This window comes from Ruegeria sp. TASC047, assembly GCF_059612445.1.
In genome coordinates, this window is the sequence record NZ_JBXWQP010000019.1 from 350,948 (window position 1) to 364,164 (window position 13,217).

Sequence of the window (13,217 nt, forward strand, 5' to 3'; positions counted from 1 at the left end):
AAAAAAACGGGGTTCGGAATGGAAACGCGGCGAAGATCAGTCGTGAAAGCAATCGTTTGGAATGCGATGGGGTTGGCGATCATGACAATGGTGGGCCTGTTGGCAACAGGCTCGGCCGCTGTAGGAGGGGCGCTGGCGCTGGCGAACACGGCCATCGGCCTGACGATGTACGTGATTTACGAAAGAATTTGGGCGAACATTTCGTGGGGCCGAAATGGCTGACCCCACGACACCCAAATCGCCCGAATGGGGCACGTTTTTCCTTATAGTCTTGTGTTATGCTGCGTGGCTTGCCGGTCTGTTCTGGCTGGCAAACACATCCTTGTGGTTGGCTATCCCTGCTCTGGGTGTTGTTGCGGCTTTGCATTCGTCACTGACGCATGAGGCCCTGCACGGGCACCCATTTCGTGCCAAATGGCTGAACGAGGCGTTGATGGCACTGCCGTTGACATTGGCAATTCCGTATAACCGCTTTCGGGACCTGCATCTGGCGCATCATCAGGATGCCACCCTGACGGACCCTTATGACGACCCGGAATCGAATTATCTGGATCCGCATATCTGGTCGGGATTGCCGCGGCTGGCGCAGATGATCCTGAGCCTGAACAACACGCTGTTGGGGCGGATGGTACTGGGGCCCGTCCTTGGTCAGGTTCTGTTTATGCGTGACGAATGGCGTGGGTTGATGCGCGGGGACAGGGCGATCCTGCTGGCATGGGCTGTGCACCTTCCCGGCGCGGCGGTGGTTCTGTGGGTAGCTGCGCAATCGGCCATGCCGGTTTGGGCCTATCTGGTCGCGGCCTATATGGGGCTGTCGCTTTTGAAGATCCGCACGTTTCTGGAGCATCGTGCACATGAAAAATCCCGCGCCCGCACGGTGATAGTCGAAGATCGCGGACCTCTGGCATTTTTGTTTTTAAACAATAACCTACACGTGGTTCATCACATGAATCCGGCGGCTCCGTGGTATCGCTTGCCTGCATTGTACCGCGACGGAAAGGACAGGTACTTGGCTTGCAACGAAGCCTATGTTTACCGGTCCTATGCACAGATATTCCGGCAGTATTTCGTTCGCGCAAAAGACCCTGTGCCACATCCTCTCTGGCCAAAGCCTTGAATTGACGACACAACGGGTGGCATGAGTCTCTGGATCCCCGTCACCATCGCCGCCGCCAGTTTTCAGACTGTGCGTTTCATGCTGCAAAAATCTCTGGCCAGCGTGAAACTATCTGCTGCAGGTGCAACTTTTGCGCGGTTTGCCTATTCCATGCCGTTGGCGGTTATCGGGCTATATGTTGCGTTGCAGATAACCGGGGCGAGCATGCCTCGGCTTGGCAGTTTGTTCTGGCTTTACGCGGTCATCGGAGGGACAGCGCAAATCCTTGCAACGATCTGCGTGGTGGCGTTGTTCAAACAACGCAATTTTGCCGTTGGAATTACCTTCAAGAAAACCGAGGTGATCCAGACCGCGATTGTTGGTTTTTTGGTCTTGGGGGACAGTGTGTCGCGGGGCGCATTGTTCGCGATCCTGTTGGGGTTGATGGCTGTTCTTTTGTTGTCAAAAACACCTGGAGGGGACGGACCCTGGTGGCGCCATCTGACCAATCGGGCTTCGCAATTGGGGCTTGGATCAGGTGTTTTGTTTGCGTTTTCCGCCGTCAGCTATCGTGGGGCTTCACTGCAACTGGGCGATATCGATGCGTGGTTCCGAGCGCTGGTAACGTTGGCCGCAGTGGTGACATTCCAGTTCGCCAGCATGGGGATATGGCTGCTGTGGCGCGACCGGGCCGAACTGCGCGCAGTCTGGCAAACGAGAAAGACCGGGGTATTTGTCGGCCTGACCAGCCTCGGCGGCTCGTTTTGCTGGTTCTGGGCCTTCACCTTGCAGAATGCGGCTTATGTCAAAGCGCTGGGGCAGGTTGAGCTGATCTTTAGCCTGATAGCGTCGATCCTGTTCTTCCGCGAGACGATCACCCGGCGCGAAATCGCCGGGATGATGTTGCTTGGGTTTTCGATTTTAGCGCTTGTTCTGGCAATCTAGCTGGCGCGACGTTCGTCAAAGCTGAGCGCGATGAAGCTGGGCAGGTGATCTCCCATGCCCACGACGGCCGGGCCGGTGTCTTCCTTGCGCCCACGACTGCGCCCCTTCGGTTCGCGAACCTTTTTGCCTTCTTTCGGGCTCTCGGGGGCTTTGGCCTTTTTCTCAGGCTTTGGCTGTTCGGGTCTGGGGTCGTCCTGAACCGGGTTGTCTATGCGCGGGATGTCTTTTTGGATCAACTTTTCGATCGCAACCAGTGCTTTTTCGTCGCGTCCCGAACAGATTGTGATGGCTTTACCTTCACGGCCGGCGCGGCCGGTGCGGCCAATGCGGTGCACATAATCCTCGGGGTGGCCGGGGACGTCGAAATTGAACACATGGCTGACGGCTGGCACATCCAGGCCACGCGCAGCCACGTCTGAGGCGACCAGAAGGCGCAATGATCCCTCACGGAAACCGTCCAGTGTTTTCATACGCTGCGACTGGTCCAGATCGCCATGGATGGCGGCCGCGTTGTAGCCATGTTTTTTCAGGGATTTTGTGCAGATATCCACGTCAGTCTTGCGGTTGCAGAAGATGATCGCATTTGTGCATTTGTCGCCTTCAGCATCGATCAGCGCACGCAGAACCTTGCGTTTGTTGCTGGCTTCGCGGTCCCGACGGCCGCCTTTGAACATGACCACGCCCTGTTCGATGGTCTCGGATGCGGTCGCCTGACGGGCAACTTCGACCCGGGCAGGGGCCGACAGGAACGTGTCGGTTATCCGCTCGATCTCGGATGCCATGGTGGCTGAGAAGAACAGGGTCTGACGGGTGAAAGGTGTTAGTGAGAAGATGCGTTCGATATCGGGGATGAACCCCATGTCGAGCATACGGTCCGCTTCATCCACCACCATGATCTGCACGCCGGTCAGCAACAGCTTGCCGCGCTCGAAATGATCCAGCAGACGGCCCGGCGTGGCGATCAGAACGTCGACGCCACGGTCAATTAGAGCTTCTTGCTCTTTGAAGCTGACACCACCGATCAACAGCGCTTTGGTCAGTTTCAGGTGTTTGGTATAGGTGTCGAAATTCTCGGCCACCTGAGCGGCCAGTTCCCGCGTCGGGCACAAGACCAACGAACGTGGCATACGGGCACGCGCCCGGCCACGGGCCAGCAGTGTGATCATCGGCAGCGTAAAGCTGGCGGTTTTACCCGTGCCTGTCTGGGCTATGCCCAAAACATCGCGACCTTCCAATGCGGGCGGAATCGCACCTGCCTGGATCGGAGTTGGGGTTTCGTATCCAGCTTCCTCAATGGCTTTGAGGACCTTCGGGTTCAGGTTCAGTTCGTTAAACTTTGTCATGTAAGTCCGGTTGAATGCGGACACTTGACCTGGCCCGCGCGTATAAGATGTGCCGGGCCCGGATGGCCATGCGCGTGATGCGACATTTCGGCTTGGACGCGGACATAACAAAAACGTTGGTCGGGGTCAAATGAAGACCGCTGCATCAGGGTTTCATCGAGACAGGTTCGAGTTTTGCGCAACAATTCAGCAACTTCCGGGAAAGTGTTTCGCCAATTTTCCGTCCAGATTCAATACGCGGTGGCGGATTAGCCCATTCTGCTCCAGCCGGGCGCGGACATCTGGGTCAGCGCCGCTCATCTCGTTGAAGAACGCGCGCAGCCCGTCCTCGCCGTGTTCGCTTTCAATCCAGCTGAGCAATTCATTCTTGTTCAGCCCCCCCATCTCGCGTGGGGCATTCGGGGCCATGCCAGCCTGATACGAGCCGCGATCCAAGCGGAACGGATAATGTGTGATCCAGTGGTCCCAGTCCGGCGCGTGGCGGTGGCATAGATCGACCTGCGCAAGCTCATATTTGCACGGCAGCAATTTCCCGTTCTGAAACAGGTTGTGGATACGAAAACTCAGACGTTTCAATCCCGTGCGCACAAACAACTTGCCCTGTACATGGCTGAGGAACCCGCCAAGGACGAAAGCCCCATAGTTGGGATAAAGCATCTCAATCAGCTGTGTTCGGGCCGGGCTTTGTGGAACATGCGCCTTGTACAGGTCTTCACCGCCCGCCAGCGCCTCGATTGGGCGGACACGGGCGGCGTGAACCTTGTCCCCGATATCGCTCAACACATCCGAGATTGGGGTCGGCGACCACAGAAACTCGTCAACATCGATATGGGCCAGCCAATCTAGGTGCGTGTCGCGATAGGCGTATGTCGCGTTGACCGATTGGCGAACCTGGTGCTTGTCCGGTCGTGTGCGTTTTAGCTTTTGCCAATAGGCGTCATCACAAACCTGTGCGCAAACACTGGGATGTGCCTTCAGCGCCTCGAATGTGCGCTGGTTCGGTTCATCCAGATAGATGTAGATGGTCTCGGCGCCCAGATCGATGTGATGGGCCACGAACCGAAGGACATCCTCGGTCGGGCCCCTGACCATCGACACGACACCCCATGTGGTCATGTGCGCTGCGCGCGCGCTTTGCGCATGAGTTTCAGGCGGCGAAAGACACCGCCGGGATCTCTGTTGAGCTCGGTCATCAAGTGATCGACCAGCGGCGCGATGGTGGTGTCGCTTAGGGCCTTGGTCCAGACCGGAGCAATCAGATTGACGTCCAGCCCGCCACTTCCAAGGGAAAACCCTTTCATCTGATAGGGCAGCGGGACGCGTTTCAATTTTTGATACGGAAATGGTGTTTCCGGGATCAGCCCGGAAAAGCGCCTCTCGAACTCATAAAGCTTCATCATGCCGAACAACATGCGCAGCGCATGACCAACCTCGCGCTGGGTTGCAGTTTGACCGTGGTCCGCAAAGGTTTGAACCGACGAGACCAGCCACCGCAGATCAAGCGCGGACAGAAGGTGGTCCGACTGTTCGTCCCAAAGGCGGCAAAACAGAAGCGGGGCGTGGCGCGGGAAGGACCGCTTTCGCAGGTTCGAGATCAACTGGGCATTCAGGAAGGCAAGTTCCGAATTTCCGACAAATTCCCGCGCAATCAGAGCACGCTTGCGATCCCAGCTTGTATTGGGCTTCGGTGGGGGCACAGTTGCACTTTCGGGCAATGTGCGACTGGCCATTTCAATAAGGTCAATGTCAAGGTCAGGCAACGAGGTGGTGCCGAACTGAAACGGGCTGCGCCGGTTTTCATACCTGTCCAGCATGTCGGGCAGACCGCCGGGGAAAGTCAGTTCATCCTTGCTCATGCGCGCAGAATTGCACAGGCTGACTCGGCTGTGCAATCAGTCAGTTGGATCACACCATCATCTCTTTGGTGGCGGTCAGGTTCAGGGCGGGATAGTCCCGAACCACCCGGTCGATGTCCCATTGCAGCCGGGTCAGATAGACAATGTCGCCGTCATGGTCGTGCGCGATGTGCTGCTTGTTTGCATTCACAAACTTTTCGACCTCGGCCTTGTCACCACTGACCCAGCGGGCCGAGGTGAACTGAGACGCCTCGAAACGCACGGGCAGGCCGTATTCCATTTCGATCCGGCTGGCGAGCACTTCGAATTGCAACGCGCCGACGACACCCACGATAAAGCCCGAGCCAATCGAAGGTTTGAACACCTTTGCCGCGCCTTCTTCGGCAAACTGCATCAGGGCCTTTTCCAGGTGCTTGGCCTTCATCGGATCGCCCGCGCGGACGCCTTGCAGCAGTTCCGGCGCGAAAGAGGGGATGCCGGTGACGCGCAGCGCCTCACCTTCGGTCAGCGTGTCACCGATGCGCAGCTGGCCGTGGTTGGGAATGCCTATGATGTCACCCGCCCAGGCCTCTTCTGCCAGTTCCCGGTCAGATGCCAGAAACAGCACTGGGTTTGAAATCGCCATCGGTTTCTTTGACCGCACATGGGTCAGTTTCATGCCGCGTTTGAAATGGCCTGATGCCATGCGGACAAAGGCCACCCTGTCGCGGTGCTTGGGGTCCATGTTGGCCTGCACCTTGAAAACAAAGCCCGCGACCTTCTTTTCATCCGGCGATATCTGGCGGGGTTCGGCGGACTGAACCTGCGGCTGTGGGCCATAAGCGCCGATGCCTTCCATCAGTTCCTTGACGCCGAACGAGTTGATGGCCGAGCCGAACCAGATCGGGGTCATATGCCCTTCAAGCACCGCCTGCGGGTTCAGCGCGGGCAGCAACTCGCGCGCCATCTCAACCTCTTCCAGCAGCTTTTCCAGCAGGTGCGCAGGAATATGTTCCGACAGTTTCGGGTCATCAAGCCCGTTAATCTCGATGCTCTCTGCCACCTTGTTGCGGTCGGCGCGGTCCATCAGCTCCAGCCGGTCGCGCAGCATGTCGTAGCAGCCGATGAAATCACGACCTACGCCAATTGGCCATGCGGCGGGGGTGACGTCGATGGCCAGCATCTCTTGAATTTCGTCGATGATCTCGAACGTATCGCGGCTTTCGCGGTCCATCTTGTTACAGAAGGTCAGAATCGGCAGATCACGCAGGCGGCAGACCTCGAACAGCTTTTGCGTCTGGCTTTCGACACCCTTCGCGCCGTCGATCACCATCACGGCCGCATCCACGGCCGTCAGCGTGCGGTAGGTATCTTCCGAGAAATCGCTGTGGCCGGGCGTGTCAACAAGGTTGAACCGGAAATTGCCATAGTCGAACGACATGGCCGATGCGGAAACCGAGATTCCGCGATCCTTCTCCATCTGCATGAAGTCCGAGCGTGTCCGCCGGGCCTCGCCCTTGGCGCGCACCTGACCAGCCATCTGAATGGCGCCCCCGTAAAGCAGGAACTTTTCAGTCAGCGTCGTCTTGCCCGCATCCGGGTGCGAGATGATGGCGAATGTCCGGCGACGGGCAATCTCGGGCGGCAGGGCAGGTTGGTTCGAGGTATCAAGCATGACCGCGCGTATAGGCGGGGAATCCTGCCGAAGCAAGACAAAGGGGGTGGTTCGAATCACAGGCTTGTGGTTATAGGAACATATAGTGAACAAATTGTGGAGAAGACCAATGGATTTGAAAGAGATTGCCAATGAATTGGTGGCTGGCTGCCGTGAGGACCGCGCCAAGGAAAATCTTGAGAAATTGTATGCGCCGGACGCAGTTTCTGTTGAAGCGGTCGATTACTCAGGCATGGGGCGCGAAGTTCAAGGGCGTGACGCGATCCGTGGCAAACATGAATGGTGGGAAGGAGCCCACGAGGTTTCTGGCGCTTCGGTCAGCGACCCGTTTGTGCACGGCGAAGACCGCTTTGCGGTGATTTTCGAAGTGCAGGGTAAGGTAAAGGAAACCGGCGAAGCCTTTGATATGCGGGAAGTGGGTGTCTATCACGTCGCAGATGGCAAGATCGTACGCGAAGAGTTCTTCTACTGATCCCAAGCCATTTCTGGTCTTCCCTGTCTGGCCGATGCTAGACATGCGGTAATGACTGACAGGGAGGATCCGATGGACCTTGGAATAAAAGGAAAGCGCGCGCTGGTCTGTGCCAGCAGCAAAGGGCTGGGTTTGGGCTGTGCCGAGGCTTTGGCTGAGGCTGGCGTAAATCTTGTGATGAATGCGCGTGGTTCGGACGCTTTGGAGAGCGAGGCGGCACGCCTCAGGTCAGAGCATGGCGTCGAGGTACAAACAGTCGCGTGTGACGTGACGACTGCGGAAGGGCAGGCGCGGGTGATCGAAGCGGCGCAGGGCGTTGATATTCTTGTGACAAATGCCGGTGGACCGCCGCCGGGTTTATGGTCGGACTGGGAGCGTGATGATTTCATCAAGGCGCTGGATGCCAATATGTTGACCCCCATTGCGTTCATGAAAGCGCTGCTTCCCGGAATGATGGACAAAGGTTGGGGGCGGGTGGTGAACGTCACCTCACAATCCGTGCGCGCGCCAATTGCGGTGCTGGGGCTTTCGAATGCAGCCCGCACGGGTTTGACCGGATATGTCGCGGGAACTTCACGCCAGGTTGCACCGCATGGCGTGACCATCAACAACCTGCTGCCCGGCATTCACGCAACGGATCGTGCGGATGCGCTGGACAGCGGCGTGGCTTCCCAGCAAGGCATCTCGATCGAAGACGCCCGCGCAAACCGTTCGGCAACCATTCCCGCGCGACGATATGGAACGCGGCAGGAATTCGGGGCTGCCTGCGCGTTCCTGTGCTCTCAACATGCGGGATTCATCGTTGGTCAGAACATTCTGCTGGATGGCGGCGCAACCAATTTGACGATGTGACCATGGCGCAAGGATTTTCGTTGAAAGATCAGATGTTCAATGCTGAGAAAGTGAATTATCTCAGTGGTTTGTTTTCCGATTCTCATGCAGAATTTGATGCTCTGGCATTCCGGGCTGCGGTCATGTCGCGATTGCTGGAGTTAGAGCTGAAGGATCGGATCATCTGGATCGCCACATGCCTGCAACAGGCGGTGCCCGGTGATTTGCCTGCTGTTGCCCCGTCGATCCTGCGCGCCTTGCCCGCACCTTTAGACCCGACGAAAACGGATGACGATTTTGGCGATTTCATCTTTGCGCCGGTCGGTGAGTGGGTAGCGACCATAGGACTTGAGCATACCGATCTGGCTTTGGACGTGATGGAGGAACTGACACAGAGGTTTTCCATGGAATGGGCAATCCGACCGTTCCTGAACCACGACCCGGACCGGGTATTGCGGAGGATGCAGGACTGGTGCTCTCATGACAGTTACCATGTGCGCAGGTTGGTCAGCGAAGGGACGCGCCCCAGACTGCCATGGGGGCAGGCGGTTGCATTAGGTTTGCAGGACCCGCTGCCGTTGCTGGACAAGTTGCACATGGATTCGACGCGGTATGTCACCCGGTCCGTATCCAATCACCTGAATGACATCACCAAGAAAGACCCGGATCTGGTATTGGATCGCCTGAAGGCGTGGCGCAGCCAGGGTCATCAGAATCAGGACGAGCTGGACTGGATGATGTCACACACCCTGCGCGGGCTTGTGAAAGCGGGGCATCCTGAAGCGATGAAGATGTTAGGCTATGACCCGGAGGCGGATATCGAGGTCGCGGTCAACCTGACTTCCGAAGCTCGGATTGGTGACGCTTTGGCCTTTTCGGTCACTTTGAAAGGGTTTGGAGAGCTGCCAGTTCTGGTTGACTATGTCATTAATTTTCAAAGACCTGGCGGGAAAATCTCAGCCAAGGTGCACAAGTTGAAGCAGGCGGCTTTGAAGAACGGGAAACTGACATTGGAAAAACGCCACAAGTTGAAGGGCGACGCCACAACATTCAAGTTGGTCCCCGGCGCACATCGGCTTGAGGTTCAGGTGAATGGCAAGATTCGCGCGGGCGTGGACTTCGACCTGCTTGGGTAATACCGCGCAGGACCACTCACGCTTTCGTCAAAAGCGCCTTCCCCGGATTGCGAACCCCCGGCGGCTGCATTAGCTCTGACATGACCATTTGCGAGGGAAAAGCGCGATGAAACATGAATCGGTGCAGAACTATTATGGCGAAGTCCTGCAAAGCAGTGCTGACCTGCAGACCAATGCATGCTGCACGCCTGACGACATGCCCGGTCATGTCAAAAAGATCCTTTCAAAGATTCATGACGACGTACTGACACGCTACTATGGATGCGGTCTGATTGCCCCACTTGATCTGGAAGGCATGTCGATCCTTGATCTGGGGTGTGGGGCCGGGCGGGATGTATATGCCTTGTCCGCCATGGTCAGCGAGACGGGCCGGGTGGTGGGTGTCGACATGACGCCCGAACAACTGGACGTCGCCCGCGCGCATCAGGAGTATCACGCCGAAGCATTTGGATATGCCCGCAGCAATGTGGAGTTCCATCACGGCTATATCGAAAAACTGGATGAGCTTGATCTGGAACCCGGATCGTTCGATATCGTCGTCTCGAACTGTGTGGTCAACCTTGCCACGGATAAGAATGCGGTTCTGCGCGGCGCGCATCGGTTGTTGAAAGAGGGCGGCGAGATGTATTTCTCGGATGTCTATGCTGACCGCCGTATTCCGCAGGCGATGGCCGAGGACGAAGTACTTTATGGCGAGTGCCTGTCCGGCGCGCTTTATTGGAATGATTTCCTGTCAATGGCTCGAACGGCCGGTTTCGGCGACCCGCGCCGCGTGACGCACCGTCCGTTGACGATCGAAAATCCCGTACTGGAAGAGCGTGTCGCGCCGTTGAAGTTCCTGTCCGCGACATACCGTCTGTTCAAACTGCCGGCATTGGAACCGGCCTGTGAGGATTATGGGCAAGCCGTAATCTACAAGGGGACCGTGCCGAACGCACCGCATGAATTTGTTCTGGATGACCACCACGTTATCGAAGCCGGCAAGGTGTTTCCGGTCTGCGGCAATACCTGGATGATGCTGAAAGACACCCGATTTGCCCGTCACTTTGACTTTATCGGCGATTTTTCGACCCATTATGGCATTTTCGAAGGCTGCGGTGGCGAAAGCCCTTTTGAGGCCGTGGGTGCATCTGTCGCTTCTGGCGGGTGTTGCTGATCCCTTGCGCCTGAGGGGCGGGGTTGCTATCCCCGCTCAAGCCCGATGGATTTGATCGGGAAAGGCAACGGGGTCCATCGGTGACAGGTAACGCAATTCCACCGCGTCTGGAAATTCGCAACATTATCCGTCGGTTTGAGGGTCGGGTTGTTGTGGATGATGTTTCGCTGACCGTTCAGGCAGGCAAGGTGACATGTCTGCTGGGGCCGTCGGGCTGCGGGAAATCCACCACGTTGCGCATGATCGCCGGGGTCGAGATGCAGGACTCGGGAGAGATTTATGTTGATGGCAAGCTGATCTGCGACACAGTGTTCCGGGTGCCTCCGGAACGGCGCGAGATCGGTCTGATGTTTCAGGACTTTGCGCTGTTTCCGCATCTGAGCGTGGCCAATAACGTGGCCTTTGGTCTGAAGGGCAGCAAGGACGAAAAACGCGCCCGGGTCGAGGAGTTGTTGCAGAAGGTCGACCTGATGCGGTTCATCGATGGTTTTCCGCATCAACTATCGGGTGGCGAGCAACAACGCGTGGCGTTGGCGCGTGCCCTGGCGCCGCGCCCGCGGATCATGCTGATGGACGAGCCGTTTTCGGGCCTCGACAACCGTTTGCGTGATGGTATCCGTGACGAAACGCTGGCCATTCTCAAGGAAGAAGATGCCGCTGTGTTGCTGGTCACGCATGAGCCGGAAGAAGCGATGCGCATGGCCGACGAGATTGCCTTGATGCGGCGTGGCAAGATCGTGCAACAGGGCGCGCCCTATAACGTCTATACGCGTCCCGCAGATAAGGCGGCGGTGGCGTTTTTCAGTGATGTCAACGTTTTGCGAGCGCAAGTGAATGGCGCATTGGCGGATACGCCCTTTGGTCAGTTCCTGGCGCCGGGCATTCCGAATGGTACGGATGTCGAGATCGTTTTTCGCCCTCAGCACATCAAGCTGGACTTTGACCGCAACGGCAAGGGGCCATTGCCGACACCAACAGATGGTGTGGCAGCCCGTGGCGTCGTAGAACGCGCGCGGTTTCTGGGCAATGAAAGTCTGGTAGAGTTTCGCATGGACTATGATGGTTCGATCCTAAGGGCCACCGTTCCGAACGTGTTTGTGCCCAACCCGGGCCGGGTGATGTGGCTGACCATCCGCCGCGACAGGTGCTTCGTTTTCCCCGAGACAAGGCGCTGATCCATCGATTTCCGCCCAAGTGGTGCGCGAAAACCTCAGATTGCGGGGCCGCGTCGCTTGCCGCAACGCAGGCCCGGGTCTATCAAGAGCCAAACGCGGGGGTAAATCGGGCACATGCGAATTCTTCTGACCAATGACGACGGGATCAATGCCCCGGGCTTGATCACGCTTGAGGCGATTGCAGCTGAGCTGGCCGGACCGGATGGAGAAGTCTGGGTGGTCGCACCTGCGTTTGAACAGTCCGGGGTCGGGCACTGCATCAGCTACACGCATCCGATGATGGTCGCCAAGCTGGGCGAGCGGCGCTTTGCAGCCGAAGGATCGCCTGCCGATTGTGTATTGGCAGGGCTTCACGACGTTATGTTGGATACCCCTCCCGATCTGGTTCTGTCCGGCGTGAACAGGGGCAACAACTCGGCCGAAAACACGTTGTATTCCGGTACGATCGGCGGCGCGATGGAAGCGGCATTGCAGGGCGTCCCAGCGATTGCCCTGTCGCAATATTTTGGCCCCCGCAACCTGGGCCTTGACGACCCGTTTGACGCAGCCGCCCGGTATGGTGCAGATTTGGTGCGCCGGATTCTGGACGCAACTCCGGCAGAACAAGGTGATTACCGGCTGTTCTATAACGTGAATTTCCCCCCGGTTCCGGCAGCAGAAGTGCTGGGCACGCGGATTGCGGCGCAGGGGTTTCGGCGCGACACACGGTTTTCAGTCGAACCGCACAGTTCTCCTTCGGGGCGGCGGTTCCTGTGGATCAAGGGGGGCTATCAACACAATCCGACCGCACCCGGAACGGATGCGGCCGTCAATCTGGAAGGCTATATCTCGGTCACGCCGATGCGCGCTGACCTGACTGCACATGACATGCTGGAGGCATTGAAGGCGGTCGAATGAGCGGACTGGACCCTGAAACCGTAATGCAATTCCTGTTTGCCTTGCGCAAACGGGGGGTCACGGATGCGCGCGTGCTGGCTGCGATGGAGCAGGTGGACCGCGGTCGCTTTGTCACTGGCCTGTTTGCAGGGCGCGCTTACGAGGACATGCCGTTGCCGATTTCCTGCGGTCAGACGATCAGTCAACCCTCGGTCGTTGGTCTGATGACGCAGGCCCTGAACGTGAGGCCACGGGACACGGTGCTCGAGATTGGCACAGGTTCAGGATATCAAGCGGCGATCCTGTCCAAACTGGCCCGCCGGGTCTACACAGTGGAACGCCACAGGCGGTTGGTGAGCGAAACAAGCAAGCTGTTTGCCGACCTGGGCCTGACGAATATCACGTCGATGTTGTCGGATGGGTCATTCGGCCTGCCGGAACAAGCCCCTTTTGACCGGATCATTGTCACAGCCGCAGCCGAGGATCCTCCGGGCCCGCTCTTGGCGCAGCTGAAAATCGGGGGTATTATGGTTCTACCCGTGGGCCAGTCGGACGCGGTGCAGCAGTTGATCAAAGTGACGCGCACCGAAGATGGTCTGGACTATGACGAATTAACGTCCGTCCGTTTCGTGCCCCTTCTGGAGGGGCTTGGGAAGGACGAGGCGTAATAGGCTTAA

Annotated in this window: 14 protein-coding genes; 10 read left to right on the top strand and 4 right to left on the bottom strand. The window is 57.7% G+C overall.

What is annotated here, in order from left to right; all coding sequences use genetic code 11:
- Nucleotides 1–18: 18 nt before the first annotated feature.
- Genes AC2FLO_RS04280 through AC2FLO_RS04290 form a run of 3 tightly spaced genes read left to right on the top strand, consistent with a single transcriptional unit; the run spans nt 19 to nt 2,041 of the window.
- Nucleotides 19–222, top strand: coding sequence for a DUF2061 domain-containing protein (locus AC2FLO_RS04280; RefSeq protein ID WP_496751971.1), 204 nt, complete (start codon nt 19–21; stop codon nt 220–222).
- Entirely contained in the window at nt 215–1,117 is a 903-nt protein-coding gene (locus AC2FLO_RS04285) for a fatty acid desaturase (protein WP_496751490.1), read from the top strand. The genes AC2FLO_RS04280 and AC2FLO_RS04285 overlap by 8 nt, the downstream gene beginning before the upstream one ends.
- A 21-nt stretch (nt 1,118–1,138) precedes the next feature.
- Nucleotides 1,139–2,041, top strand: coding sequence for an EamA family transporter (locus AC2FLO_RS04290; RefSeq protein ID WP_496751492.1), 903 nt, complete (start codon nt 1,139–1,141; stop codon nt 2,039–2,041).
- On the opposite strand, the gene AC2FLO_RS04295 is transcribed toward AC2FLO_RS04290, so the two are convergent.
- The 4 genes from AC2FLO_RS04295 to AC2FLO_RS04310 form a co-directional block, all read right to left on the bottom strand.
- Entirely contained in the window at nt 2,038–3,384 is a 1,347-nt protein-coding gene (locus AC2FLO_RS04295; protein WP_267366133.1) for a DEAD/DEAH box helicase, read from the bottom strand. The two genes, AC2FLO_RS04290 and AC2FLO_RS04295, sit on opposite strands and share 4 nt — an antisense overlap.
- A gap of 186 nt (nt 3,385–3,570) precedes the next feature.
- On the bottom strand, nt 3,571–4,500 hold the full coding sequence (locus tag AC2FLO_RS04300; protein ID WP_496751493.1) for a glycosyltransferase family 2 protein: 930 nt from the start codon (nt 4,498–4,500) through the stop codon (nt 3,571–3,573).
- Nucleotides 4,497–5,240 (bottom strand): hypothetical protein, encoded by a 744-nt coding sequence (locus tag AC2FLO_RS04305; RefSeq protein ID WP_496751494.1) that lies wholly within the window; start codon nt 5,238–5,240, stop codon nt 4,497–4,499. The genes AC2FLO_RS04300 and AC2FLO_RS04305 overlap by 4 nt, the downstream gene beginning before the upstream one ends.
- A 49-nt stretch (nt 5,241–5,289) precedes the next feature.
- On the bottom strand, nt 5,290–6,894 hold the full coding sequence (locus AC2FLO_RS04310) for a peptide chain release factor 3 (RefSeq protein WP_267366522.1): 1,605 nt from the start codon (nt 6,892–6,894) through the stop codon (nt 5,290–5,292).
- 109 nt (nt 6,895–7,003) lie between these two features.
- Between AC2FLO_RS04310 and AC2FLO_RS04315 the strand changes: the two genes are divergently transcribed.
- From AC2FLO_RS04315 to AC2FLO_RS04345, 7 genes are all read left to right on the top strand, one after another.
- On the top strand, nt 7,004–7,366 hold the full coding sequence (locus tag AC2FLO_RS04315) for a SnoaL-like domain-containing protein (RefSeq protein WP_480480611.1): 363 nt from the start codon (nt 7,004–7,006) through the stop codon (nt 7,364–7,366).
- 72 nt (nt 7,367–7,438) lie between these two features.
- On the top strand, nt 7,439–8,218 hold the full coding sequence (locus AC2FLO_RS04320; RefSeq protein WP_267366518.1) for an SDR family oxidoreductase: 780 nt from the start codon (nt 7,439–7,441) through the stop codon (nt 8,216–8,218).
- 2 nt (nt 8,219–8,220) lie between these two features.
- Nucleotides 8,221–9,333: a YhaZ family DNA alkylation repair protein gene (locus AC2FLO_RS04325; protein ID WP_496751495.1), complete on the top strand. Its 1,113-nt coding sequence runs from the start codon at nt 8,221–8,223 to the stop codon at nt 9,331–9,333.
- A gap of 106 nt (nt 9,334–9,439) precedes the next feature.
- The gene (locus AC2FLO_RS04330; protein WP_496751496.1) at nt 9,440–10,489 is read left to right on the top strand and encodes a methyltransferase domain-containing protein; all 1,050 of its coding nucleotides are present in this window, start codon (nt 9,440–9,442) and stop codon (nt 10,487–10,489) included.
- A 107-nt stretch (nt 10,490–10,596) separates the two neighbouring features.
- Complete coding sequence (locus tag AC2FLO_RS04335; protein WP_496751973.1) at nt 10,597–11,664, top strand: ABC transporter ATP-binding protein; 1,068 nt, start codon at nt 10,597–10,599, stop codon at nt 11,662–11,664.
- A gap of 114 nt (nt 11,665–11,778) precedes the next feature.
- On the top strand, nt 11,779–12,561 hold the full coding sequence (surE, locus tag AC2FLO_RS04340; protein ID WP_496751497.1) for a 5'/3'-nucleotidase SurE: 783 nt from the start codon (nt 11,779–11,781) through the stop codon (nt 12,559–12,561).
- On the top strand, nt 12,558–13,208 hold the full coding sequence (locus tag AC2FLO_RS04345; RefSeq protein ID WP_209503723.1) for a protein-L-isoaspartate(D-aspartate) O-methyltransferase: 651 nt from the start codon (nt 12,558–12,560) through the stop codon (nt 13,206–13,208). The genes surE and AC2FLO_RS04345 overlap by 4 nt, the downstream gene beginning before the upstream one ends.
- Nucleotides 13,209–13,217: the final 9 nt, after the last annotated feature.